At 77.6% G+C, this 24050-nt stretch carries 20 protein-coding genes; 11 read left to right on the top strand and 9 right to left on the bottom strand.

Going from position 1 to position 24050, the window contains the following annotated elements:
• Positions 1 to 24: 24 nt before the first annotated feature.
• The 4 genes from U5M74_RS09605 to U5M74_RS09590 all read right to left on the bottom strand — a co-directional run bounded on the left by U5M74_RS09605 (position 25) and on the right by U5M74_RS09590 (position 4031).
• Positions 25 to 654 carry a PilZ domain-containing protein gene (locus U5M74_RS09605; RefSeq protein WP_410908451.1) on the bottom strand — a complete coding sequence of 210 codons (630 nt, stop codon included), beginning with the start codon at positions 652 to 654 and terminating at the stop codon, positions 25 to 27.
• A gap of 113 nt (positions 655 to 767) precedes the next feature.
• Positions 768 to 2498: a putative bifunctional diguanylate cyclase/phosphodiesterase gene (locus tag U5M74_RS09600; RefSeq protein ID WP_410908449.1), complete on the bottom strand. Its 1731-nt coding sequence runs from the start codon at positions 2496 to 2498 to the stop codon at positions 768 to 770.
• Positions 2499 to 2655: 157 nt separating this feature from the next.
• Complete coding sequence (locus tag U5M74_RS09595) at positions 2656 to 3612, bottom strand: hypothetical protein (RefSeq protein ID WP_410908447.1); 957 nt, start codon at positions 3610 to 3612, stop codon at positions 2656 to 2658.
• A 173-nt stretch (positions 3613 to 3785) separates the two neighbouring features.
• Complete coding sequence (locus U5M74_RS09590) at positions 3786 to 4031, bottom strand: acyl carrier protein (protein WP_410908445.1); 246 nt, start codon at positions 4029 to 4031, stop codon at positions 3786 to 3788.
• A gap of 197 nt (positions 4032 to 4228) precedes the next feature.
• On the opposite strand from U5M74_RS09590, the gene U5M74_RS09585 reads away from it, so the two are divergent.
• From U5M74_RS09585 to U5M74_RS09575, 3 genes are read left to right on the top strand one after another with little or no spacing between them, the layout of a single operon-like run.
• Positions 4229 to 5377 (top strand): zinc-dependent alcohol dehydrogenase, encoded by a 1149-nt coding sequence (locus tag U5M74_RS09585; protein ID WP_410908443.1) that lies wholly within the window; start codon positions 4229 to 4231, stop codon positions 5375 to 5377.
• 11 nt (positions 5378 to 5388) lie between these two features.
• Positions 5389 to 6015: a hypothetical protein gene (locus U5M74_RS09580; protein ID WP_410908441.1), complete on the top strand. Its 627-nt coding sequence runs from the start codon at positions 5389 to 5391 to the stop codon at positions 6013 to 6015.
• A 10-nt stretch (positions 6016 to 6025) separates the two neighbouring features.
• On the top strand, positions 6026 to 7690 hold the full coding sequence (locus tag U5M74_RS09575) for an ATP-dependent DNA ligase (RefSeq protein WP_410908439.1): 1665 nt from the start codon (positions 6026 to 6028) through the stop codon (positions 7688 to 7690).
• 2 nt (positions 7691 to 7692) lie between these two features.
• Here the strand turns inward: U5M74_RS09575 and U5M74_RS09570 are convergent, their stop codons facing one another.
• Positions 7693 to 8385 (bottom strand): hypothetical protein, encoded by a 693-nt coding sequence (locus U5M74_RS09570; protein ID WP_410908437.1) that lies wholly within the window; start codon positions 8383 to 8385, stop codon positions 7693 to 7695.
• Positions 8382 to 9155: a MerR family transcriptional regulator gene (locus U5M74_RS09565; RefSeq protein WP_410908435.1), complete on the bottom strand. Its 774-nt coding sequence runs from the start codon at positions 9153 to 9155 to the stop codon at positions 8382 to 8384. Before U5M74_RS09565 ends, U5M74_RS09570 begins: the two co-directional genes overlap by 4 nt.
• 335 nt (positions 9156 to 9490) lie before the next feature.
• Here U5M74_RS09565 and U5M74_RS09560 point away from each other — a divergent pair, with 335 nt between their 5' ends.
• Positions 9491 to 10156: a phosphatase PAP2 family protein gene (locus U5M74_RS09560; RefSeq protein ID WP_410908433.1), complete on the top strand. Its 666-nt coding sequence runs from the start codon at positions 9491 to 9493 to the stop codon at positions 10154 to 10156.
• A gap of 5 nt (positions 10157 to 10161) precedes the next feature.
• Here the strand turns inward: U5M74_RS09560 and U5M74_RS09555 are convergent, their stop codons facing one another.
• Positions 10162 to 10827 carry an O-methyltransferase gene (locus U5M74_RS09555; RefSeq protein ID WP_410908431.1) on the bottom strand — a complete coding sequence of 222 codons (666 nt, stop codon included), beginning with the start codon at positions 10825 to 10827 and terminating at the stop codon, positions 10162 to 10164.
• Positions 10828 to 11028: 201 nt separating this feature from the next.
• Here U5M74_RS09555 and U5M74_RS09550 point away from each other — a divergent pair, with 201 nt between their 5' ends.
• From U5M74_RS09550 to U5M74_RS09520, 7 genes are all read left to right on the top strand, one after another.
• Positions 11029 to 11829, top strand: a complete 801-nt coding sequence (locus U5M74_RS09550; RefSeq protein ID WP_410908429.1) for a metal-dependent hydrolase — start codon at positions 11029 to 11031, stop codon at positions 11827 to 11829.
• Positions 11830 to 11889: 60 nt separating this feature from the next.
• On the top strand, positions 11890 to 12468 hold the full coding sequence (locus U5M74_RS09545) for a DUF6529 family protein (RefSeq protein ID WP_410908427.1): 579 nt from the start codon (positions 11890 to 11892) through the stop codon (positions 12466 to 12468).
• Positions 12469 to 12481: 13 nt separating this feature from the next.
• Positions 12482 to 12739 (top strand): hypothetical protein, encoded by a 258-nt coding sequence (locus U5M74_RS09540; protein ID WP_410908425.1) that lies wholly within the window; start codon positions 12482 to 12484, stop codon positions 12737 to 12739.
• 314 nt (positions 12740 to 13053) lie between these two features.
• Positions 13054 to 13881, top strand: a complete 828-nt coding sequence (locus U5M74_RS09535) for a serine protein kinase RIO (RefSeq protein ID WP_410908423.1) — start codon at positions 13054 to 13056, stop codon at positions 13879 to 13881.
• A gap of 208 nt (positions 13882 to 14089) precedes the next feature.
• Positions 14090 to 15112, top strand: a complete 1023-nt coding sequence (locus tag U5M74_RS09530) for a 3-oxoacyl-ACP synthase III (RefSeq protein ID WP_069983815.1) — start codon at positions 14090 to 14092, stop codon at positions 15110 to 15112.
• Positions 15109 to 17805, top strand: a complete 2697-nt coding sequence (locus U5M74_RS09525) for an alpha/beta fold hydrolase (protein ID WP_410908421.1) — start codon at positions 15109 to 15111, stop codon at positions 17803 to 17805. Before U5M74_RS09530 ends, U5M74_RS09525 begins: the two co-directional genes overlap by 4 nt.
• Positions 17802 to 18770 (top strand): NAD-dependent epimerase/dehydratase family protein, encoded by a 969-nt coding sequence (locus tag U5M74_RS09520; protein ID WP_410908419.1) that lies wholly within the window; start codon positions 17802 to 17804, stop codon positions 18768 to 18770. Before U5M74_RS09525 ends, U5M74_RS09520 begins: the two co-directional genes overlap by 4 nt.
• Positions 18771 to 18780: 10 nt before the next feature.
• Here the strand turns inward: U5M74_RS09520 and U5M74_RS09515 are convergent, their stop codons facing one another.
• Positions 18781 to 22395 carry a PHP domain-containing protein gene (locus tag U5M74_RS09515; protein WP_410908417.1) on the bottom strand — a complete coding sequence of 1205 codons (3615 nt, stop codon included), beginning with the start codon at positions 22393 to 22395 and terminating at the stop codon, positions 18781 to 18783.
• Entirely contained in the window at positions 22388 to 24004 is a 1617-nt protein-coding gene (locus tag U5M74_RS09510) for a DNA polymerase Y family protein (protein WP_410908539.1), read from the bottom strand. Before U5M74_RS09510 ends, U5M74_RS09515 begins: the two co-directional genes overlap by 8 nt.
• Positions 24005 to 24050: the final 46 nt, after the last annotated feature.

Below are 24050 nucleotides of genomic sequence, written 5' to 3'. Positions count from 1 at the left end.
CCGGGCCCGTCCCCGGGCCCGGCGTCAGTACGATGCGCGCCGGCGGAGCTCCTCGCGCTGCAGGCGCGCGACGTGCCGGCTGAGCAGCTCGGTGCGCGCGGCGTCGTGCCCGAGGAACCGGCACCCGTAGTGCGTGACGTCGTTCAGCTGCTGCGTGCGCACGACGGCGACCCGCACGGGCACCTCGCGCACGCCCCCGGGGCCCTCCACGCCCGGGACGGCCAGCTCCAGGGTGTCGCCGGCCGCGAGCTTGCGCGGGGCGACCAGCCGCAGGCCGTGGGCGCTGAGGTCGACCAGGGTGACCTTGAGCTCGTCGTCCCCCGGCGCGTCACCGGCCGGCCTGGCGGCCGGTGTCACCGTCGCGGCCACGACCTCGTGCACGGCCACGCGCACGGCCTCGCGCTCCTGGAAGGTGGCGACCCGGACCAGGCCGGAGAGCTCGAGGGCGAGGTCCTCGCGGTGCGTGACGGTCCCGTCGTACACGCAGCGGCCGCGCACGTCGTCGAGCACCTCGGCACGGACCTGGGCGCCCACCGTCCAGGCGCGCCCCAGGCTCGGCAGCTCCACCCGCATGGCGGCGCCGTCGCACCACTCGACGTGGCCGGAGGCGTACACCCCGTCCATGTCGAGGTAGACCGGTCGCAGCTCGTGCATGCGCCTTCCCTCCCCTTCAGCTCGGCGGACGCGAGAGCGCGTGTCCGCCGCCGAGCGAACCTAGTGCTCGCGGTGGTCTTCCCGCAGGTCGAACGGCCTCTTTCACCCGCGGTTCACCCGAGCCCCGCCACGACCGCCGCGTCGCGGTCGCTCGGCACCGGGCGCCCGTAGAAGTAGCCCTGCACCTCGACGCAGCCCTCGGCCCGGACCCGGTCGAGCTGGTCCTGCGTCTCCACCCCCTCGGCCACGGTGGTGACCTCCAGGCGGCGCCCGAGCTCGGCGACGGCGCGCACGACCGCGGCGCTGTCCGACCTCTCGACCGCCTCGCGCACGAAGCTGCCGTCGATCTTGATCTTGTCGAAGGGGAACGCCCGCAGGTGGGCGAGCGACGAGTAGCCGGTGCCGAAGTCGTCGAGCGCGACGCGCACGCCCGCCTCGCGCAGGTACGTCAGCTCGGCCACGCTCGCCGCGGCGTCGACCGGCAGCAGTGCGGTCTCCGTCACCTCGAGCTCCAGGCGCGCCGGCGCCAGCCCCGAGGCGGTGAGCGCGCTGAGCACCGCCTCCACGAGGGTGCCGTGGCCGAGCTGCTCCGCGGAGACGTTCACCGCCACGCGCGCCTGGTCGGCCCAGCCGACGGCGTCCTGGCAGGCGCGCCGCAGCACGAGCCGCCCGAGCGCCTCGATGAGCCCGCTCTCCTCCGCCACCGGGACGAACTGCCCGGGCGGCACCCACCCGTGCGTCGGGTCGTGCCAGCGCGCCAGCGCCTCGCGCCCCGTCACGGTGCCCGTCTCGATGTCGACGATGGGCTGGTAGAAGACGAACAGGCCCTCCTCGTGCTCGATCGCGCGGCGCAGCGCGGCCTCGAGCCGCACCCGCTCGCGGACCTGCTCCTCCATCCAGCCGGCGAACACCCGCACCGACCCCTTGCCCGCCTCCTTGGCCGCGTACTGCGCCATGTCGGCCCGCGCGACGAGGGTCTCGGCGTCGGTCCCGTGCGCCGGGGCGTGCGCGATGCCGACGGACGCGCTCACCCGCGCGTGCCGCTCGGTGCCGAGCCGGTACGGCAGGCCGAGCCTGCTGACGATCCCGTCCGCCACGGCGGCGGCCCGGTCGAGGTCGCCGTGCGGCAGCAGCACCACGAACTCGTCGGCGCCGACGCGCCCCACGGTGCCCTCGGCCCGGTCGGCGGCGTCGCGCAGACGCGTCGCGGCCTGCCGGATGAGCATGTCGCCGACGAGGTGGCCGTGCACGTCGTTGACGGTCTTGAAGCCGTCGAGGTCCACGTACAGCAGGCACGCCGCCGCGTCCGGCCCCGCCAGCACGACGTCCAGCCGCTCGCGGAAGGCGTCCCGGTTGAGCAGCCCCGTCAGGCCGTCCTGGCGCGCGAGCCGGCCCGCCCGGGTGGCCGCCTCGATCTCCGTCGAGACGTCCTGCCACAGCAGCACCCCGGTCGGCGCGGCGTCCTCGAGGCCGTCCAGGCGCCAGACGACGGCCTCGAGCGTGCGCTCGCCGAACCGCTGCCGCGACCGCTCGGGCAGGGTCCCCGAGCCCGCAAGCAGGCGGCGCAGCTGGTCGGGGTCGCGGCCCAGGAGCATGTCCACGGGCGTGCCCACGAGCGCGTCCAGGGGCACGGGCACCGCGAGGGCGACGTCGGCGAACGTGCGCCGGCAGGCGTCGTTGAGGTAGCTGATCTCGAGCGACTCGGGGTCCACGGTCATCACGGCCACCGGCATGTGGTCGACCAGGCGCAGCAGCGACGCGAGCCGCACCCCCGGCTCCCCCACGCCCGACCGCGCGCGCCGCGCCACCCGGTCCGCGATGCTGTGCAGCACCGTCCTGCCCACTCGGCCTCCTTCGTCACACACCTCGCCGCCGCAGGGCGGCTCCCCACACGTCCCATCGGCCGCCGAGGCGCTCCGGTGAGCAGGACGGGTCAGGAGGGCCTCGGGGACGGAGCCGGGAGGAACCTGGGACGGAGTCGGCCAGGAGCTGCCCCCGAGGTCAGGACGACCGGCGGCGGGCCTCCCGGCGCCGGCGGCGCGCCGCGGTCGCGCGCTCCTCGGCCTGGTCGAGCTCGTCCTCGACCGCCGCCAGCGCCGCGCGCGCCGCGTCCTGCGCCGACCGGGCGCCGTCGGCCTCCTCGCGGGCGGCGGCGCGCCGGGCGATGAGCCGTTCCAGCTCCTCCTCCAGGCGGGCGAGCTCCCGCGCACGCTCGGCCGCGGCCTCCTCGGCCTCCCGCAGCCGCCGCTCCGCGTCGTCGCGGCGCGCCTCGAGCCGGTCCACCTCGGCCGCCGCCTCGCTCGCCTCGCGCTCGGCCGCGGCCAGCTCGTCGGCCGCGGCCAGCTCGTCGTCCTCGGCCGGCGCCTCCCCGGCCGGTGCCGCGTCCGCCGGCGCGGGCGCCGCGCCCTCCGCCTCGGGCACGGCGGCCCGCATCCGCACGACGTCGGCCGGGTCGCCGCCCTCGTCGACGATCCCGAACCCGACGTGCTGCAGCGCCCGCGACAGCCGGCCGGCCCGCACCACGGCGGCCGCGTCGGCGTCCATGACCGCGGCGGTGAGGGTCTCGGCGAGCCGGTCGAGCACCGCGTCCGAGACCGGGCGGCCGTCCACCTCCCCCGCCGCGCGCACCGCGTGCACGAGCGCGTCGGTGCGCTCGCGGCGCAGGCGGTCCAGACCCTTGATGCGCCCGCGGTCGCGGTCCTGGGTCGCGGCGCGCAGCTCGTCGCCGATCGCGGCGAGGGCGGCGACGTCGTCCGGGTGCTCCCGGGCGACCCGGTTCGCCACCCACGCCGCCACCGTCGGCTTCGTCAGCCGCTTCACGCGCGCCGCGCCGAGCCGGTCGCCCGACGCCGCCACGCGCTTGGCGGCGGCGTCGCGCGCGGCGACGAACTCCTCCAGCGGGCCGGCGTACAGCGCGTCGACGAGCGCGTCGACGTCGACCGGCTCCTGCGCGCTCACCGGCCCAGGGTGGCACGCCGCCGACGGCCTCGCCGGGCGCTCGCCCGTGCGTCCGGCGCGCGCCGGCGAGGGCGGCGACCGCCCAGGTCCTGGGCACGGCCGGGGCACGGCCGTGGCGATGCGCGGGCACGCCGGGGGCCCCGGACCGCTCGGCCCGGGGCCCCCGGCGTGCGTCACCCGTCGGACTGTGGGGCGGTGTTGTCGGTGCCCCCGAGCCTGGCGAGGAACTCGTGGCACTTCTGCGCGCGCTGCGAGTCCTCCGCCATCACCTGCTCGAAGAACTGGGCGATCTCGTCCTCGCCCGCGTTCCGGGCGTCGCGCACGTACTGCCCGTAGTCGTGCCCCGCCTTGAGCGAGTGGTACTGCACCGAGATGAGGTCGTAGGTCACGTCGTCGAACCCGGTCTCACCGGTCGCCATGCTGGTCACCTCCGTCGTCGTCGGGTGCCCGTGCCGGCCGCACGGGCCGTGCCGGCGCCCGGGGACGGAGCGCTCCGGCCCCGGGGCTGCACCCACTGTCGCCAGCGCCCGCGACGCTCACAACCGGACCGCCGCGAGTGCGTGGCCGCGGGGCCGGTGTGAGGCTGGCCGGGTCCGTCGACCACGAGGGAGCTGCGATGCGAGCCATGGTGTACCGGGGGCCCTACCGGGTCCGCGTGGAGGAGAAGGACATCCCGAGGATCGAGCACCCGAACGACGCCATCGTGCGCGTGGAGCTCGCCGCGATCTGCGGCTCCGACCTGCACCTGTACCACGGGATGATGCCGGACACCCGGGTGGGCCACACGTTCGGCCACGAGTTCATCGGGGTGGTCGACCAGGTCGGCACCTCGGTGCAGAACCTGCAGGTCGGCGACCGCGTCATGGTGCCCTTCAACATCTACTGCGGCTCCTGCTACTACTGCGCCCGCGGGCTGTACGCCAACTGCCACAACGTCAACGCCAACGCCACGGCCGTGGGCGGCATCTACGGCTACTCCCACACGACCGGCGGGTACGACGGCGGCCAGGCGGAGTACGTGCGGGTGCCGTTCGCCGACGTCGGCCCGAGCAAGATCCCCGACTGGATGGACGCCGACGACGCGGTGCTGCTCACCGACGCCGTGGCGACCGGCTACTTCGGGGCGCAGCTCGGCGACATCGTCGAGGGCGACACCGTGGTGGTCTTCGGCGCCGGGCCGGTGGGCCTCATCGCGGCCAAGTCGGCCTGGCTGATGGGTGCCGGTCGCGTCATCGTCATCGACCACCTCGAGTACCGGCTGGAGAAGGCGCGGGAGTTCGCGCACGCCGAGACGTACAACTTCGCCGAGCACGGCGACATCGTGCTGCTGCTCAAGCAGGTCACCGACTACCTGGGCGCCGACGTCGCGATCGACTGCGTCGGCGCGGAGGCCGACGGCAACCTCACCCAGCACCTGACGGCCGCCCGGTTCAAGCTCCAGGGCGGCTCGCCGATCGCGCTGAACTGGGCGATCGACGGGGTGCGCAAGGGCGGCACCATCTCGGTGATGGGCGCCTACGGGCCGATCTTCTCGGCCGTGAAGTTCGGCGACGCCATGAACAAGGGCCTCACGCTGCGGATGAACCAGGCCCACGTCAAGCGGCAGTGGCCGCGGCTGTTCGAGCACATCCAGGCCGGCCACCTCAAGCCGAGCGACCTGGTCACCCACCACATCCCGCTCGAGCACATCGCCGAGGGCTACCACATGTTCTCCGCCAAGCTCGACGGCATCATCAAGCCGGTCGTCGTGCCGGGTGCCGCCTGAGAGGAGCCGAGATGACCGAGCAGACCCCCGACGCCCAGGACGTGCAGGACGGCGTGACCCCCGAGAAGCCGCCCGTCTACACCGCCGCCAAGCCCCGCCTCGCCCCCTCGTCGGACGAGCTGCGGGCGCGCATCCCCGGCTGGGGCGCCGACCTCGACCCCAAGGACCGGCCGTCGGTGCCGCGAGAGCAGTCGCTGCCGACCGGCGCGCACTGGGACTTCCCGGAGCGCCAGCCCGAGACGTGGCCGCGGGAGCGGTCCGTGGAGCACCGGTTCCTCACCCCGGTGTTCGGCACGGCGCAGCCGCTGCGCGGGCTGTCGGGCGCGATCCGCCGGCTGGCGTACGAGCGCTGGAGCGAGGGCCGCGCCGCGCACTGGCTCACGCTCATCGCCGCCGACCGCGTCGACGTCCTCGAGCACACCCTGCGCTCCTTCGTCAGCGCCCGGCCCGACAACCCGGTGACCGAGACCGGCATCGCCAGCGAGCTGCGCCACCACCCCGTCGCCTCCCGCCGCGGCCGCGCGGACGTCACGCACCAGGCGGTGGACCCGCTGGTCAACGGGGCGCCGTGGATCCTCGGCGGGCTGGCCGCGGTCATGGCCGTGCGGGCGCTCGTGCGTGTCGCGCACCGCCGCTGAGGCGGCGCGGATGCTGCTGGACCGGGTCGCCGCCACGTCCGAGGCCGTGGCCGCGACCCGCTCGCGCCTGGCCAAGCGCGCGACCATCGCCGAGCTGCTGCGCGCCACGGCGGCTGAGGGCGCCGAGGCGCCACGGAGCGCGGCCGAGGACGTCGAGATCGTCGTCGCCTACCTCGCCGGCGAGCTGCGCCAGCGCCGCACCGGCCTGGGGTACGCGGCGCTGCGCGACCTGCCGCCGCCGGCGGCCTCGCCGACGCTCACCGTGGCCGGCGTCGACGCGGCGTTCGAGAAGATGGCGGCCCTGGCGGGGCCCGGGTCCGGCACGGCCCGGACGCAGGCGGCGGCCGACCTGTTCGGCGCGGCCACCGCGCGGGAGCAGCGCCTCCTGGTGGGCCTCGTGGCGGGCGAGCTGCGCCAGGGCGCCCTGGACTCGGTGGTGCTCGACGCGGTGGCCGAGGCGGCGGGCGTCGACGCCGAGGCGGTGCGCCGCGCCGTGATGCTGCGGGGTGCCACCGGCCCGGTGGCCCGCGCGGTGCTGGCGGCCGTCGCCGCGGGCGCCGACCCGGCCGCGGCCCTGGCGGGCTTCCGGCTCGAGGTGGGCCGGCCGGTGCGGCCGATGCTCGCCCAGTCGGCGCCGGACGTGCCCGCCGCGCTCGAGCGGCTGGGCGTGCCGGGCGGCACCCAGGGCGACCAGGGCGCCCAGGGCACCGCGTGCCTCGACGTCAAGCTCGACGGCATCCGCATCCAGGTGCACCGCCGCGGCGAGGACGTGCGGGTGTTCACGCGCTCGCTCGACGACATCACCGACCGCGTGCCGGAGATCGTCGCCGCCGTCCAGGCGCTCCCGGTCAGCGAGGCGGTGCTCGACGGCGAGGCCCTCGCCCTCGGCGAGGACGGCACCCCGCGGCCGTTCCAGGAGACCGCCGCGCGCTCCGCCACCCGCACGGCGGGCGCCGCCGTCGAGCCGGCCGGCGCGGCCGCGTCGGCGGACCCGCCGTCACCGGCGGCCGAGGTCGAGCTGGCCGCGCGGCTGGAGCTCGTGCCGTTCTTCTTCGACGTCCTGCACGCCGACGGCACCGACCTGCTCGACGCGCCGCTGCGCGAGCGGCTGGCCGCGCTGGAGCGCGTCGCGCCGGGGCGCACCGTGCGGCGCCTGGTCACCGCCGACGCTGCCGAGGCCCAGGCCTTCTTCGACGGTGCGGTCGCCGAGGGGCAGGAGGGCGTGGTGGTCAAGGACCTCGACGCGCCCTACGCCGCCGGCCGCCGCGGCGCCGGCTGGGTCAAGGTCAAGCCGCGCCACACCCTCGACCTCGTGGTGCTCGCCGCCGAGTGGGGCTCCGGCCGGCGACAGGGCCGGCTGTCCAACATCCACCTGGGCGCGCGCGACCCGGAGGGCGGGTTCGTGATGCTCGGCAAGACGTTCAAGGGGATGACCGACGAGATGCTCGAGTGGCAGACCCGCCGGTTCCTCGAGCTCGAGACCGGCCGCGCGCGCCAGGTCGTGCACGTGCGCCCGGAGCAGGTGGTGGAGATTGCGTTCGACGGCCTGCAGCGCTCGCCCCGCTACCCCGGCGGCCTGGCGCTGCGGTTCGCCCGCGTGCTGCGCTACCGCGACGACAAGACCGCTGCCGAGGCGGACACGATCGACACCGTGCGGGCCCTGGCCGGCGGCTGACCTCACCGGGCCCGGCCCGCACCCGCCTGCGTCGACCGCGATCCGTCGCGTGCGGCGGTGATCGCCCGCGCCGCGGCCGCGGCGTCGTCGACCCAGAGCGACACGCCCGTCACCCGGCGCTCGCGGCCGAGGGGGCCGCGCACGGTCAGCGGTCCGGTCAGCTCCAGGTCGAGGTTGGTGTCGCCGCCCAGCCCGCCGAGCGTCAGGCGTCCCGGGTCTGGGGCCACGCCGCCGCGGCGGCGCGTGGTGGCGTCGACCACCGCGGACAGCGGGACACGCGCCGCGACCCAGGCGCCGGCGCGCAGCACGAGCTCACCGTCGCCGTCGCCGTGGCGCACCAGGTGGGGGTGGACCCGCCGTGCGGCCCACCACAGGAACACCCACCCCGCCCCGTAGACGGACAGGCCCAGGACCGCCCACGCCGTCCACGCCCAGGCGCCGAGGCGCTCCCACGGGACGGCGAGGTGGACGACCGCCGCCTCCAGCGCCGCGGCGACGACGAGCCCGGCGCACGTCGTGCCGCTGCCCGCCGCGTAGGGCACGAGGACGTCGTCGGCCTCCTCCCGGTGCACGCGTCCGCGCGCGAGCAGGACCGCCGCCCGCAACCGGCGCACCTCGACGAGGCCCAGGTCCGCGACCGGCGGCGACCACCGCAGCAGCGCGCCCGCGGCGCCGTGCGCCGGCGCGCGGCTCACGACGCCCTCCGCTCGAGGACCGTGCGCAGCACCGCGCGCTGCGCCGGGTCCGGCAGGAGCGCCTCCAGCCAGGGGTGCCCGTCGTCGTCGGTCGGGGTGACGGCACCGGCGAGGGCGTCGATCTCGGCCACGGCCAGGACCTGGCCGAGCAGGTCGGCCGCGGCCTCGATCTCCGCGGCCGCACGGCGCGGGTCGCGCCCCGCCAGCGCCTCCATCCGGGCGGCGACGGCGCCCAGCGCCGCGGCGTGCCCGGGGTCCCCGGCGAGCCTCCCGAGGGTGTCGGCCACCAGCCGCTGGGCGTCCTCGTCGAGGACGCCGCGGTGGGCCAGGAGCTCCACGGCGCGCCGCTCCGAGGCCACCCACCCCTCGCCGTCCGCGCCCACCGCGTCGGCCACCTCCGCGAGCCCCGCGAGCACCTCGGGGGCCACGGCCGACGGGCTGTGGCCGGCGCGCACCTGGGCCAGGAGCGCGCGCAGCGCCCGCTCCTGGTGGTCGAGCCGCTCGCGCTCGGCGGTCAGCTGCGTGAGCACCGCCCCGAGCTCGCGCTCCAGGCCGCCGCCGTCCGCGTCGAGCGCCTCGCGGGCCTGGCGCAGGCTCAGCCCCGCGGCCAGCAGCCAGCGCACGCGCAGCACCCGCACCACGTCCGCGGCCTCGTACTCCCGGTAGCCGTTGGCGCGGCGGGCGGGTTCCACCAGGACGCCCGCGCGGTGGTAGTGCCGCACCGCCCGCGGTGTCGTCCCGGCGATCTTGGCCACGTCCCCGATGCGCATGCGCTCAGCATCGACCATGACGCCGCGACAAGGTCAACGGCACTCGGAGCCGCCGGACAACAAGCGGCCCCCACGGCTGTGGAGGTCCGTGGGGGCCGCTCGATCCGCTGTCTCATTCGGATCCCGCCGACGCTCGCGCGCCGGAAGTCTGCCCTCAGCCTACCCGACCGTGCCGCCGCACCGCCGCGCACCGCCGCCGCACGGCCCTCGCACGGCCCCTCGCGCGGTCCTCCCGTGGTCCGACGCCGGCGCCGTCCCGTACGACCCCGGGCCGACCGCCGGTCCCTCCCCCGGCCGGATCCGCCCGCGCGGCGCCGTCCGTAGCGTCGCGGCCCATGACCAGTCCTCGCCTCCCTCGCACCGCGCCCGCCGCCCGGTCCCCGCTCCCGCCCCGGCCGGTCCTCGGCCCGGCTCTCGCCGTCGTCCTGACGCTCGCGGCCGTGACCCTCGCCACGCTGCCGACCCGCGCCGACCTGTACCGCTCCGTCGCGGGCGGCGTCGAGCGCTCGTCGCTGGGCGGTCTCGTGGGGCTGGTCGCCGAGCACGGGCTGCTCGTCCTGGTCGCCACGGCCGGCGTGCTGGCCCTCGCCACGTGGCGGCGGGACCGGCCGCGGTTCGGGATCCTCGCCGCCGGCGGCGCCGGCGTTGTCCTCGCGTACGGGACGAGCGAGGCGGTCAAGCTCCTCGTGGCCGAGGCGCGCCCGTGCCGCGTCGTCGACGTCGCCACGGTGCTGGCCTGCCCGGCGGTCGGCGACTGGTCCTGGCCCAGCAACCACGCCGTCGTCGCCGGGGCGATCACCACCGCCTGCGTGCTCGCCGTGCGCCGGGCGGCCGTGGTCGCCGTGCCGGTGGCCCTGGCGGTGGCCGGCAGCCGGGTGGGCGCCGGCGTCCACTACGTGCACGACGTCGCGTCCGGGCTCGCGCTCGGGGTCCTCGTCGTGGCCGTCGTCGTGGCGGCCGCCGTCGCCGTGCGGCGGCGCGCCGCCGCGCGGGTGCGCTGACCGCGTCAGCGCACGCGGCGCACCAGCGCGAACCCGTCCCAGCCCTTGCCGCCGACCGTCTGCAGGGCGGTGGCCTCCAGCCGGTCGTCGGCGGCGATGTCGGCCAGCACCTGCCGCGAGCCGACGACCCGCGGGTCGTCGCTCGCGGCGTCGGCGACCGCGCCGGCCCGCACCACGTTGTCCACGACGATCAGCGAGCCGGGGCGCGTGAGCTCGAGCGCCAGGCGCAGGTACCGCGGGTTGCTCGGCTTGTCCGCGTCGACGAACACGAGGTCGAAGGGCTCGGCGCCGTCGTCGACCAGCCGCTGGGCCGATGCGGTGGCCGGCCCGACGACGACGTCCACCCGGTCGGCGACGCCCGCCCGCTCGAGGTTCTCCCGCGCCACGGCGGCGTTGCGCTGCTCGAGCTCCAGCGTGGTCACGTGCCCGCCGGGCCCCACCGCGCGGGCCAGCCAGACGGTGCTGTAGCCGGCGAGCGTGCCGACCTCCAGCACGCGGCGGGCGCCGGCGGCCTGCGTCAGCAGCGCGAGGAACCGGCCCTGGGCCGGGGACACCGCGGCGTGCGGCATCGTCGTGCGGTGCGCGGACTCCCGCGCCGCGACGAGCGCGTCGTCCTCCGGCACCAGCAGGTCCGCCAGGTAGGCGTCGACGTCGTCCCAGGAGCGCTCCATGCGCCGACCTTACGGCCGGGCCCCTGCTGTCCGGGCCGCGGGCGGGCACGCGCCGGACGGCGCCTTTTCCTCGGCCCCGCTTGGCACACTTTTCTGATGGGTCTCGGAGCGACGGCCGGGCTGTCGGCGCGGCCGTGTACGGTTCGCCGAGCCGGACGTTCCGGTCCTTCGGGAGAACCAACGCGAAAGGGGCGCACCGCCATGATGGGAGGGCACCACGCGGCCTCGGGCGCCGCGGCCTGGGTGGCCGTGACGGCCTCGACCCCGATCGCCCTGGGCTGGTACCCCGTGTCGGACGTCGGCGTGATGACCGGCGCGCTCGTGTGCGCCGGCGCCGCCCTGCTGCCCGACGCCGACCACCACTCGGGCACCATCGCGCACTCCCTGCCACCGGTCTCCGAGGGCGTCACCCGCGTCGTCGCCGCCGTGAGCGGCGGGCACCGCGCCGCCACGCACTCGCTGCTGGGCGTCCTGGTCTTCACCGCGATCGCGTGGGTGGCCGGCCTGGTCTCGGTCTCCACCGAGCGCTTCGGCGACGTGCTGGTCGGGCCGGGGGTCATGGCCGTGCTGCTCGTCGCCTTCGCGCTGCGCGCCCTCCGGCTGACCCGCAAGGGCACCCTGTGGCCCTGGCTCTCGTCCGTGGGCCTGGCGGCGCTCGTCGCCGTCTTCGCGCCCGAGGAGTGGTACTGGATGCCGTTCTGCGTGGGGCTCGGCTGCCTCGTGCACATCGTGGGCGACCTCCTCACCACCCGCGGCGTGCCGCTGCTGTGGCCGCTGCGCGTGCGCTCGCCCCGCTGGGTGCGCCGACGCGCCCTGGTGCTGGACGACCTCTGGACCGCCCGGGGCAACGTCTCGGTGCCCCTGCTGGGCGACGCCGGGTCGTGGCGCGAGTGGGTCGTGATGACCCCGGTGAGCCTGTACGCCGTCGTGGGCGTCGGCTGGGCCGCGCTGGAGCAGATGGGTTTCGACGTCGCGGGGGCCTGGCAGAACTTCACCCGGTGATGCCGCGCCGGGCCTGACCTGCCGCTTGCCCCGACCCGCGGCGGGGCGCACCGTGCTGTCATGGCCTCGGTGGACGCCTCCGGCCCCGCCTCCCGCCCCGGCGCCGGTGCGGGGTGGCGGTGGGCGCTGGCCGCCGCCGTCCTCGGTGGCGTCGCGGTCTCGGGTGCCCTCGCCGCCTACGCGGACGCCCACCCCGGCGACGGCACCGAGCTGTTCTCCCTGTGGTTCGGCTCGATGGTCGCCGCCAAGTCGTGGCTCGCCACCGGCGCCGTCGTGCTGCTCGCCGTCCAGCTGCTGACCGCGCTGGCCATGTACGGGCGCCTGCCCGGCGTGCGCAGCGCGCCGGCGTGGGTGGGATGGACGCACCGCTGGAGCGGCGTCACGGCGTTCGGGCTGACGCTGCCGGTGGCGTTCGCGTGCGTCTGGTCGCTGGGCCTCGAGGACGAGCCGGCCCGTGCGGCGGTGCACAGCGTCGCCGGGTGCCTGTTCTTCGGCGCGTTCACCGTGAAGATGCTCGCCCTGCGCGTGCGGTCGCTGCCGGGGTGGGTGCTGCCGCTGCTTGGCGGCACGGTGCTCACCCTGCTGGCGCTCACGTGGACGACGTCGGCGCTGTGGTGGTTCGCGCGGGGCGCGGCATGACCGGGGCTGCGCCGTGAGCGACGGCTCCCCGACCCGGCGCCAGGCGCTCGTCTGGATCGGCACGGCCCTCGCCGCCGGCGCCGTCGGGTACGGCGTCTTCACCGCCGTCGGCCCGGCGCCCGAGGACGAGCGGGAGGAGCGCGAGGATGCGCGGGAGGAGCGCGAGGACGCTCGGGACGACGCGCGGGACGACGCGCAGGACGACGCGCAGGACGCGGGGGACGACGCCGAGGACGCGGGGGACGACGCCCGCGACCGGGAGGACGGCTGAGGTGCGCGCGTGGTGGCAGCGCCTGCCGACCCTCGTGCTCGTCGCGCTGGCTGCGGCGACCGCGGGGGCGATGCTCGCCGGCCTGCGGTAGCGCCGGCCCGTAATTCCGTGGACCGCCCGGCGTCGCGCTGCCAGGATCGTGCGCACGGTCCCCGACGGGGGACCGGCCAAGCACCGCGGCCGCACGGCCGCGCCCGGGAAGGAGGCCGCCATGCACGACGACGTCGCACGCGCACGCCTCCCCCGCCACCGTCGCTGACACGCGGCCCTCGGGAGGCGCGGCCCTCGCCCCACCTCCCCTCAGGAGCACCCCCGTGTCCTTCGTCCTCACCCTGCCCGACGACGACCTCGGCCCCGGCCGCCGGTGGTCCACCTGGACCTCCGTCACCAAGGGCCAGCGCGGCCCCGAGCCGCGCCCCGGCTGGGTCGTCACCTCCGACGCCGCGCTCGACACCGAGCTCGGCATCCTCAAGACCGGCAAGGAGGCCGACGTCCACCTCGTGGAGCGCGCCGTGCCCGGCGACCCCGCGCGCCGCAGCCTCCTGGCCGCCAAGCGCTACCGCGGCCGCGAGCACCGGCAGTTCGACCGCGACGCCGAGTACACCGAGGGCCGCCGCCTGCGCCGCACCCGCGACCAGCGCGCGGTCGACGACCGCAAGTCCGCCTGGGGCCGTGCCGTGCGCGCCACCCAGTGGGCCGACGCCGAGTTCACGGCGCTCGGCCGGTTCTGGGAGGCCGGGGTGCCGGTCCCCTACCCGGTGCAGGTCGACGGCACCGAGATCCTCATGGAGTTCGTCGGGCACGCCGACGACGACGGCGCCTGTGTCGCCGCGCCGCGCCTTGTCCGCACGCGACCCGCGCCCGACCTGCTCGCCGAGTGGTTCGAGCAGCTGCGCGACGCGATGGGCGCCGTCGCGCGCCTCGGCTGGGCGCACGGCGACCTGTCGCCGTACAACGTGCTGGCCGACGGCGAGCGCCTGGTGCTCATCGACCTGCCGCAGGTGGTCGACCTCGTCGCGGTGCCCCGCGGCGCGGAGCTGCTGCACCGCGACTGCCGCACGATGTGCGCCTGGTTCGCGGCGCGCGGCCTGCCCGTCGACGCCGACGAGCTCTTCGCGGAGGTGTTCGCGCAGGTCTGGTGACCGCGGCGGGCGCGCGGCCGCGCGTCCGCAGGGGCCGCGGGCCCGGGCGGGCCGTGTGTCGTCGGTCACGCCCGGGCCGCGGGAACCGCGTCCTCGTGCGGGGCGTTCGACCCTCGGACCCCCGTGGACGCGCCTCGACCGGCTCGCAGGGGCACAGTTGTCCCAGACCCGCCGCGCGTCGGCGCCCGTACTGCGAGATGGAGCTTGAGTGTCCGGTAATGCCACGACCCGGTTCGGCAACGTGTCCCTGCTGGCGGTCGCCAGCCGGCTGCCGAGCCGCGTCACCACGTCGGACGAGATCCAGGACCGGCTCGGCTCCGCGCTGCGCCGCCTGCGCATCGCCGGCAACCCTCTGCAGCGCGTCGCCGGGGTGCTCGAGCGCCGCAGCTGGGGCGAGGGCGAGGACGCCGACAGCGCCACCGTGGCAGCCGGCGAGGAGGCGCTCCGCAAGGCCGGGGTCGCGCCCGGCGAGGTCGACCTGCTCATCAACACCTCGGTGACCCGCAAGCACCTCGAGCCGTCCGTCGCGGTGCGGCTGCACCACGGCCTCGGGCTGCCGAGCTCGGCGATCAACTTCGACGTCGCCAACGCCTGCCTGGGCTTCGTCAACGGCATGAGCCTGGCCGCCGGCATGATCGAGTCCGGTCAGATCCGGCACGCCATCGTCGTCAACGGCGAGGACGCCGACGACGTCCAGCGCACCACCATCCGCCGGCTGCTGCGGGAGGGCGTCGGCAAGGCGGACTTCATGCAGGAGTTCGCGACGCTCACGCTCGGCTCCGGCTCAGCCGCGGCGGTGCTGGGCCGCACCGACGAGCACCCCGGCGGGCACCGCGTGCTCGGCGGCGTCACCCGCGCGGCCACGCAGTTCCACGACCTGTGCGTGGGCAGCGTCGACGGGATGTTCACCGACGCCAAGGCGCTGCTCAAGGGCGGCCTCGACCTGGTGGTCACCGCCTGGCGCGAGGCGTCCCGCGAGTGGGACTGGTCGTCGATGGACCGCTACATCACCCACCAGGTCTCCCGCGTGCACACCGAGGCGATCGTGCGGGCGCTGCACCTGGACCGCGACCGGGTGCCCACCACGTTCCCGACGCTCGGCAACGTGGGGCCGGCGTCCATCCCGATCACGCTGGACCGCGAGCAGGCCAGCCTGCGCGACGGGGACCGCGTGCTGCTCATGGGCGTCGGGTCCGGGATCAACACGGCGATGCTGGAGCTCGCGTGGTGAGCGGGCTGCCCGCCCGCACCCCGCCCCCCGGACTGCCGCAGCTCGACCCCGCCTGGAGCCGCCTCGTCGAGGTCGACGGCGTCGGCGCCGACGCCGGGCAGCGCCGCACGTGGCACTGCCTGGACACCGGGCCGGTGCTCGCGGAGCGAGGCGTGCAGCCGGTCGGCACCGTCCTGGCGGTGCACGGCAACCCGACGTGGTCGTACCTGTGGCGCCGCCTCGTCGCGGGCTCGCTGGAGCGCGCCGCGCAGGGCGGCCCGGCGTGGCGTGTGGTCGCGGTGGACCAGCTGGAGATGGGCTGGTCCGAGCGCACGGGCACGCGCCGCGGCCTGGCACAGCGCGTGGCGGACCTCGGGGCGCTCACCGCGGGGCTCGGGCTCACCGGGCCCGTGGTGACCCTGGGGCACGACTGGGGCGGCGTGGTGTCGCTGGGCTGGGCGGTGGACCACCGCGCCGACCTCGCGGGCGTGGCGCTGCTCAACACCGCGGTGCACCAGCCGGCGGGCACGCCGGTGCCGGGCGTGCTCCGGCTCGCCTCGGCCCGCCCCGTGCTGCACGCCGGGACGGTGACCACGACCGCCTTCCTCGACACCACCCTGGCGCTCGCCCGCCCGGCGCTGGCGGCCGACGTCGCGGCGGCCTACCGTGCGCCGTACCGCAGCGCGGACCGGCGCGACGGCATCGGCGGCTTCGTCGCCGACATCCCGGCGGAGCCGAGCCATGCCAGCACGCCGGAGCTCGACCGCGTCGCGGCCGGCGTGGCCGCCCTCGACGTCCCCGCGCTGCTGCAGTGGGGCCCGCGCGACCCGGTCTTCTCCGACCGCTACCTGGACGACCTGGTCGACCGCCTCCCCCACGCCCGGGTCCACCGCTACGAGGGTGCCGGGCACCTGGTGGCCGAGGACGCGCCGTACGCCCCGGCGGTGCTGGACTGGCTCGGCGAGGAGGTGCTGCCGGCACCGGAACCTGAGTCCGGGCCCGAGTCCGGGACGGCGTCCACGACGGCGTCCACGACGGCGTCCGAGCCGGCGTCCGGGACGGCTCCCGGTTCGGCCGGGCCGGGGTTCGAGCCGCTGTGGGCGCGCCTGGACGCCCGCGCCGACGACGACGGCCCGGCGGTCATCGGCATGACGTCCGACCGCCCGCTCGTCGTGAGCTGGCGGCTGCTGGCGCGGCGCGTGCGCGAGATCGCCGCCGGGCTGCACGCGGTCGGCGTGCGCCGGGGCGACCGCGTCGCGCTGCTCGTGCAGCCCGGCCCCACGCTCACCGCGCTCGTCTACGCCTGCCTGCGCCTGGGCGCGGTCGTGGTGGTCGCCGACGCCGGCCTGGGCGTGCGCGGGCTCTCGCGCGCCGAGCGCGGCGCCCAGCCCGACTACGTCGTCGGCGAGACCCGCGGCCTGGCCGCCGCCCGCGCGCTCGGCTGGCCGGGCGTGCGCATCGCCGCCGGTCCGCTGCCCGCGGCGGCCCGCGCCGCGCTCGGCGTCCGGCACCGGCTGGTGAACGTCGCCGACCTCGGGCGCTCGGGCGCCCTGCCGCCCGAGCCGGGCCCGCAGGACGAGGCCGCGGTGCTGTTCACGTCCGGCTCGACCGGCCCGGCCAAGGGCGTCGTCTACACGCACGCGCAGCTCTCCGCGGTGCGGGACGCGCTGGCGGCGCACTTCGACGTCACCCCGGAGACCGGGCTCGTCACCGGCTTCGCGCCGTTCGCGCTGCTGGGCCCGGCCCTCGGCACACGGTCGGCGACCCCGCGCATGGACGTGTCCGCCCCGCGCACGCTCACCGCGCGCGCCGTCGCCGAGGCCGCGGCGGCGTCCGACGCCCGCATCGCGTTCCTCTCCCCCGCGGCGATCCTCAACGTCGTCGCCACGGCGGACGCGCTCACCGACGCCGACCGGGCAGCGCTGGCAGGCGTGCGGACGTTCCTGTCGACCGGCGCGCCGGTGAGCGCGGACCTGCTGGCCTCGACCGCCGCCCTGATGCCGCACGCGACGGCGCACACGCCGTACGGGATGACCGAGTGCCTGCTGGTCACGGACGTCACGCTGGACGGCATCCGCGCCGCCGCGGACGCGCCCGACGCCGGGGTCTGCGTGGGCGAGCCGGTGCCCGGCGTGCAGGTGCGCGTCAGCGCCCTGGACTCGGGCGGCGCCGCGACCGGCGAGCCCGGGACCGCGGCCGGGGTGCTCGGCGAGGTCGTCGTCAGCGCGCCGCACCTCAAGCAGCGCTACGACCGGCTGTGGCTCACGGACCGCGCCGCCGAGCGCGCCACCGGTCACGGGCGCTGGCACCGCACCGGGGACGTCGGCCACCTCGACGCCGAGGGCCGGCTGTGGATCGAGGGCCGGCTCGCGCACGTGCTCACCACCCCCGACGGGCCGCTCGCGCCGGTCGGCCCCGAGCAGCACGTCGAGCGGGTCGCCGCCGTGCGCCGGGCCGCCGTCGTGGGCGTCGGCCCCGCGGGCGTGCAGCAGCCCGTCGCGGTGGTCGAGCTGCACGCCGCGCCGCGCCGGGCGGGCCTGGCGGACGCGGACCTGGCGGACGCCGTGCGCGCCGCGGCCCCCGTGCCCCTGGCCGCCGTGCTCGTGGTGCCCGCGATGCCCACGGACATCCGGCACAACTCGAAGATCGACCGCACCCGGCTGGCCGCCTGGGCCGAGCGGGTGCTCGCCGGGGGGCCGGTGGGGCGCCCATGACGGTCCTGGTCACCGGCGCGTCCGGGTTCCTCGGCCGCGCCGTGGTGCGCGCGCTGCTCGAGCGAGGCGAGGACGTGCGCACCTTCCAGCGCCGCCCGTCGGGCGTGCCCGGGGCGCAGGACGTGCTCGGCTCGGTCACCGACGCCGCGGCGACCGCCCGCGCGGTCGACGGCGTCGACGGCGTCGTGCACCTGGCCGCGCGCGTCTCGCTGGCGGGCGACCCGGCCGAGTTCGAGCGGGTCAACGTGGGCGGCACGGCCACGCTCCTCGACGCCGCCGAGCGCGCCGGGGCGGCCCGGTTCGTGCAGGTGTCCTCGCCCTCCGTGGCGCACGCCGGCGACTCCCTCGTGGGCGTCGGCGCCGGCCCGGCGGACCCGGCGCACGCGCGCGGCGAGTACGCCCGCACCAAGGCGGCCGCCGAGCTGCTGGCGCTCGGCCGCGACGGGACGCTGCCCGTGGTGGCCGTGCGCCCGCACCTCGTGTGGGGGCCCGGGGACACCCAGCTCGTCGGGCGCGTGCTCGACCGCGCCCGCCGCGGCCGCCTGCCGCTGCTCGGGCACGGCGCCGCGCTCGTCGACAGCACGTACGTGGACAACGCGGCCGACGGCATCGTGGCGGCGTACGACCGCGCGCCGCAGGTGCACGGGCGCGCCTACGTGCTGACCAACGGCGAGCCGCGCACGGTCGCCGACCTGCTGGGCGGCATCTGCCGCGCCGCCGGGGTGCAGCCGCCGGCATGGCGCGTGCCCGCCGGGCTGGCGCGCGCCGCGGGCGGCGCGGTGGAGGCGGTGTGGCGGGTGCGGCCCGGGCAGGACGAACCGCCGATGACCCGCTTCCTGGCCGAGCAGCTGTCCACCGCGCACTGGTTCGACCAGCGCGCCACCCGCGCCGAGCTGGGGTGGACGCCGCGCGTCTCGGTCGACGAGGGCCTGGCGCGGCTGGCCGCGCACTACCGCGCCGCCTGACGCCGGCGGGTCACCGGAAGTCCCGCGAGCGGGTGTGCACCGGCAGCCGCAGCGGCGCAAGGTGCTCGGCGACGAGGTTGACCGCGCCGTCGGCCTTCTCCACCCGCCCGCGCACCACCATGGCGGGCGCCCCGCGCGCGACCGGCCGGAACCGCTGCCACAGCCCGGGCGAGCACACGACGTTGAGCAGGCCGGTCTCGTCCTCCAGCGACAGGAAGGTCGTGCCGCCGGCCGTGCCGGGCCGCTGGCGGTGGGTCACCACGCCGCCGACGGCGACCCGCCGCCCGGCGTCGGTGCCGAACGCCTCGGCGACGGTGACCACGCCCGCCTGCCGCAGCCCGTCGCGCACCAGCTCCAGCGGCGACAGACCGGGGGTGACGCCGGTGGCCCACGCGTCGGCGACGGCGGTCTCCACCTCGGTCATGCCCGGCAGCGCCGGGGCCACCACCCCGACGCTCACCCCCTCGAGCGTGCCCGGCCCCTCCTGGCCCAGCGCCCCGGCCGCCCACAGCGCCTCGCGCCGCGTCACGCCCAGGCCGTCCGTGGCGCCGGCGGTGGCCAGCGCCTCGAGCTGGGCGGTGGACAGGTCCACCCGCCGCACGAGGTCGCGCAGGTCCCGGAACGGGCCGCCCGACTCCCGCTCGGCCACGATGCGCTCGGCGAGGTCCGTGCCGACGCCGCGCACCTGCGCCAGCCCCTGGCGCACCGCGAGGCGCAGGTCCGGGTCGGGGCCGTGGGCGGCCTCGGGCGAGCGCGGCAGCGGCGTCGTCTCCGGCGGCAGGACGGCGTCGTCGGGCAGGCGCTCGACGCAGGCCAGCGCCCGGGAGGCGTTGAGGTCCGGCCGCAGCACGGTGACGCCGTGCCGGTGCGCGTCCGCGGCCAGCGACTGCGGCGAGTAAAAGCCCATGGGCTGCGCGGCGAGCAGCCCGGCGTAGAACGCGGCCGGGTGGTGCACCTTGAGCCAGGAGCTGGCGTAGACCAGGAACGCGAACGAGAAGGCGTGCGACTCGGGGAAGCCGAAGTCGGCGAACGCCTTGAGCTTGTCGTAGACCTCCTCGCGCACGTCCGGCGGCACCCCGCGCTCGGCCATCCCGGACATCAGCCGCCCGCGCAGCGCCTCCATCTTCTCGACCGACCGCTTGGAGCCCATGGCCCGGCGCAGCCGGTCGGACTCGGCGGGCGTGAACCCGGCGACGTCGATGGCCATCTGCATGAGCTGCTCCTGGAACAGCGGCACGCCGAGGGTGCGCTCCAGCGAGGGCTCGAGCAGCGGGTGCGCGTACCGGACCGGCTCGCGGCCCTGCCGCCGCTCGATGTACGGGTGCACCGACCCGCCCTGGATGGGCCCAGGGCGGATGAGCGCCACCTCCACGACGATGTCGTAGAACCGCCGCGGCCGCAGGCGCGGCAGCGTGGCCATCTGGGCGCGGGACTCCACCTGGAACACGCCCACCGTGTCGGCCGCGCACAGCAGGTCGTACACCGCCGGGTCCTCGTCCGGCAGCGAGTGCAGCGCCAGCCGCTCGCCCGTGCGCTCGGCGACCGCCTCGAAGGCGTACCGGATGGCGGTGAGCATGCCGAGGCCCAGCAGGTCGAACTTCACCAGGCCGGCGTCGGCGCAGTCGTCTTTGTCCCACTGCAGCACCGTGCGGCCCTCCATGCGGGCCCACTCCACGGGGCACACCTCGACCACGGGCCGGTCGCACATGACCATGCCGCCGGAGTGGATGCCCAGGTGCCGCGGCAGGCGCAGCATGCGGTCGGCGAGGTCGAGCACGGCGTCGGGGATCTCGCCCTGCTCCTGCGCCGACGGCGGCACCTGCGCGGGCACGACGTCGTGGGAGTCGTGCGCGCGCAGCGCCTCGGCCGCGCGGTCCGCCCGGCGCGCGCCGTCGTCCTGCGCGAGCGGGTCGGCCACGGGCGGGCCCCACAGCGCGGCGACCTGCGCGTCCTTGCGCCGCGTCCGCGGCACGACGGCGACGGCCGCGGGCGACGACGCGGCCTGCGCCGGGACCGCGGGAGGAGCCGGGGCCGCGGGGGCGGCCGCCGGGGCGCCCGCCGCGGCGCGCGCGTCGCGGACCTTCCGGTCGACGGACGGCGAGGCGGGGTCCGGGCCGCGCAGCGACCCCCACTGCTCGATCGACTTGGACCAGGCGTCCTGCTGCCCGACGTCGTACCCGAGCGCCCGGGCGGCGTCGCGCACCGCCGAGCGGGGCCGGTAGGAGATGACGTTGGCGACCTGCGCGGCGTGCGTGCGGCCGAACGTGGCGTAGACGTGCTGGATGACCTCCTCGCGCCGCCCGGACTCGATGTCGATGTCGATGTCGGGCGGCCCGTCCCGCTCGGGGGCGAGGAACCGCTCGAACAGCAGCCCGTGCCGCACGGCGTCGACGGCGGTGATGCCCAGGGCGTAGCAGACGGCGGAGTTGGCGGCGCTGCCCCGCCCCTGGCACAGGATGCCCTGGGTGCGGCAGAACTCCACGAGGTCGTAGACCACCAGGAAGTACCCGGGGAACCCCAGGTCCTCGATGACCCGCAGCTCGTGGTCGACCTGCGCCCACGCGCCGGGCACGCGCTCCGCGCCCCGCGGCCCGTACCGCTCGGTGGCGCCCCGCCGCACGAGCTCGCGCAGCCAGGACGCCTCGTCGTGCCCCGGCGGCACCGGGTACGGCGGCAGCTGCGGCGCCACGAGCTGCAGGTCGAACGCGCACTCGGCGGCGAGCCGTGCCGCCGCGTCGACCGCGCGCGGGTGCCGGTGGTGCAGCCGCGCCATCTCGGCGGCCGAGCGCAGGTGGGCCACCGGGCCGCCCGGCAGCCAGCCGTCCATGGCATCTAGCGAGCTGGTGGCGCGCACCGCGGCGAGGGCGCCCGCGAGGTCGGCGTCCCGGGGCCGCGCGTAGTGCGCGGCGGTGGTGGCCACCAGCGGCAGGCGCGCCTCGTCGGCGAGCAGCGCGAGCGCCGCGTGCAGGTCGACGTCGCGCGGGTCGCCGGTGGCGGTGACCTCCACGGCCACCGCGTCGCGCCCGAACACCCCGACCAGCCGGTCGAGCTCGCGCCGGGCGGCGTCCAGCCCCTGGGTGACGAGCGCGCGGCGCACGGCGCCCTTGCGGCAGCCGGTGAGCACCAGCCACTCGCCGTCCGCCTCCTGCCCGAGCTGCTCGAGGCGGTAGACGGCCCGGCCCTTCTCCCCCGCCTCGAGGTGCCCGGCCGCGATCGCCCGGGACAGGTGGCGGTAGCCCTGCGCGCCGCGGGCGAGCACGAGCAGGTGCTCCGCGCGCGGGTCGGGCACGCCCGTCGGCGGGTCGAGCACGGGGCGGCCGGCGGCGCCGTCCGCCCCGGTCCCGGTCCCCGCGGCGGGCGCGGGCAGGCGCAGCTCGGCGCCGAACACCGTGGGCAGGTCCACGAGCCGCGCCGCCTCCGCGAACCGGACGACCCCGTACAGCCCGTCGTGGTCGGTGAGCGCGAGCGCCTCCAGGCCGAGCCGGGCGGCCTCGGCGGCGAGCTCCTCGGGGTGGCAGGCGCCGTCGAGGAAGCTGAACGCCGAGTGCGCGTGCAGCTCCGCGTACCGCGGGGCCGCAGAGCGGGCGCCGGACGCCGGACGGGCGCCGGTCCGGGGGCTAGTCATAGACGGCCTCCGCCCGCCAGGCACCGCCGACCGCGGCGAGCAGCAGCCCGTGCCCGTCCTCGAGCACCACCTGCAGGTAGACGCGCCGGTGGGCGTCCGGCGCCCACCAGCGCTCGGCCACGGGCCACGGGCCGGCCCAGGCGACGACGCGCTCGGGCCCGGCCGTCCCCTCGCGCACGACGGCGACCGGCTCCCCGCTGGTGCCCAGCCGCGCGCCGACGACGACGTCCCGGCCCGCCGCGTCGAGCACGCGCACCGGGGCGGGCTCGAGCAGCAGCGTGGGCGGCGCGGGGCTCGGCAGCGCGCCCGGCCACGGCAGGGCGGCGTCCCGGGCCGGGGCGGCGTCCTCGCCGAACGGCACCAGGTGCACCCGGTCGCGCGGGTCGCGGCCGCCCTGCACGCGGACCGTGAGCACGGCGTCGCCGCCGAGCAGGCCCTGCACCCGTCCCAGGGCGCGGCGGGCGCGGGCGTCCTGCCCCGCGCCGGCGCCCCACAGCGCGGGCTGGTGCGTGCCTGCCGGCACCACCTCCTGCGCCGCGAGCGCGAGGTGCACGATCGGGGCGACGGCCGGTGCCGCGTCGTCCGCCCCGCTGCCGCGGGCCGCCCGGCGGGCCCCCAGGGCCGCGCCGGTGAGCCAGCCCTCGAGCTGCCAGCGCACCCGGTCGGTGATGCGCGCGGCGCTCAGCCCGCCGGTGGCGGCGTCGTCGGTGCGCCACACGCGCTCGAGGGTCGCACCGTCGTCGGTGGGGCCGTCCGGCCCGCCGGTGCGGGCGGTGATGCGCAGCCGCCCGCAGGCCAGGCCGCGCCGGGCGAGCATCTCGTGCAGCTCCTCGGCGAGGCGGCGCGCGGCGAACGTGGCGACGTCGACGCGCAGCGCGGGCGGGTCGAGGTCGGCGGCGACGGCGAGGTCGGCCTCGATGCGCCGGCGGGCAGGCGGGCGCACGTCCTCGCCGCGCGCCAGGCGGTGCGCCCAGGCGCCGAGGTCGCCGAACCGCGCCTGCACGACAGGGGCCTGCAGCCCGGCGAGGTCGCCGAGGGTGCGCACGCCCAGGCGCCACCACAGGTCGACGGCCTCGCGCACCGCGGCGACGCCGCCTGGGTCGGTGACGGCGTGCACCAGCTCGGCGGCCGGCCGGTGCGCGAGGAACGCGCGCGAGCCGCCGGGCGGCACGACGGCGTCGGCCCGCGCCGCGAGGATCGCGGCGAGGACGCCGTCGGCCACGCCCACGGCGCACTCGTAGCCCGTGCGCTCGGCGACGGCCTCGACCAGCTCCCGCGCCAGCGCGTGCTCCGACCCGTGGTAGCGGGCCGCGCCGTCCGCCGGCAGGAGCAGCAGGCCGGACCGGGCCACCTCGATGCCCGCCACGACGGTCTCGGCCGCGAGCGCCACGGGCTCGAACTCCCGGGCGTCGCGGGCGTCGTCGGCGGGCAGCAGCGCCAGCTCGGGGCAGCGCTCCTGCGCCTGGCGCCGGCGCATGCCGCGGCGCACCCCGGCCGCGCGGGCGACGGCGGAGACCGCGACGACGCTGTGCCCGGCGGTCTGGCCGCCGCGCGAGCGGGCGCCGAGCACGGCGGCCGGCACGTGCGCCTCCACGCCCCCGGCGGCCATGGCGGCGACGACCGGCCAGTCCGGCACCCACAGGACGGCGGTGCGG

Origin of the sequence: Puerhibacterium sp. TATVAM-FAB25 (assembly GCF_046535855.1) — a bacterium.
Classification (GTDB): domain Bacteria; phylum Actinomycetota; class Actinomycetes; order Actinomycetales; family Cellulomonadaceae; genus Puerhibacterium; species Puerhibacterium variabilis_A.
The sequence above is the reverse complement of the archived record's forward strand: the minus strand, read 5'-3'. Positions and strand labels throughout refer to the sequence as shown.

Bases quoted from the DNA above. Each gene is read 5' to 3' on its own strand.
- U5M74_RS09585 (WP_410908443.1), top strand. From the start codon at position 4,229: ATGCGAGCCATGGTGTACCGGGGGCCCTACCGGGTCCGCGTGGAGGAG.
- U5M74_RS09580 (WP_410908441.1), top strand. From the start codon at position 5,389: ATGACCGAGCAGACCCCCGACGCCCAGGACGTGCAGGACGGCGTGACC.
- U5M74_RS09565 (WP_410908435.1), bottom strand. From the start codon at position 9,155: ATGCGCATCGGGGACGTGGCCAAGATCGCCGGGACGACACCGCGGGCG.
- U5M74_RS09590 (WP_410908445.1), bottom strand. From the start codon at position 4,031: ATGGCGACCGGTGAGACCGGGTTCGACGACGTGACCTACGACCTCATC.
- U5M74_RS09550 (WP_410908429.1), top strand. From the start codon at position 11,029: ATGATGGGAGGGCACCACGCGGCCTCGGGCGCCGCGGCCTGGGTGGCC.
- U5M74_RS09510 (WP_410908539.1), bottom strand. From the start codon at position 24,004: ATGGCCGCCGGGGGCGTGGAGGCGCACGTGCCGGCCGCCGTGCTCGGC.
- U5M74_RS09555 (WP_410908431.1), bottom strand. From the start codon at position 10,827: ATGGAGCGCTCCTGGGACGACGTCGACGCCTACCTGGCGGACCTGCTG.
- U5M74_RS09520 (WP_410908419.1), top strand. From the start codon at position 17,802: ATGACGGTCCTGGTCACCGGCGCGTCCGGGTTCCTCGGCCGCGCCGTG.
- U5M74_RS09560 (WP_410908433.1), top strand. From the start codon at position 9,491: ATGACCAGTCCTCGCCTCCCTCGCACCGCGCCCGCCGCCCGGTCCCCG.
- U5M74_RS09575 (WP_410908439.1), top strand. From the start codon at position 6,026: ATGCTGCTGGACCGGGTCGCCGCCACGTCCGAGGCCGTGGCCGCGACC.
- U5M74_RS09605 (WP_410908451.1), bottom strand. From the start codon at position 654: ATGCACGAGCTGCGACCGGTCTACCTCGACATGGACGGGGTGTACGCC.
- U5M74_RS09545 (WP_410908427.1), top strand. From the start codon at position 11,890: ATGGCCTCGGTGGACGCCTCCGGCCCCGCCTCCCGCCCCGGCGCCGGT.
- U5M74_RS09515 (WP_410908417.1), bottom strand. From the start codon at position 22,395: ATGACTAGCCCCCGGACCGGCGCCCGTCCGGCGTCCGGCGCCCGCTCT.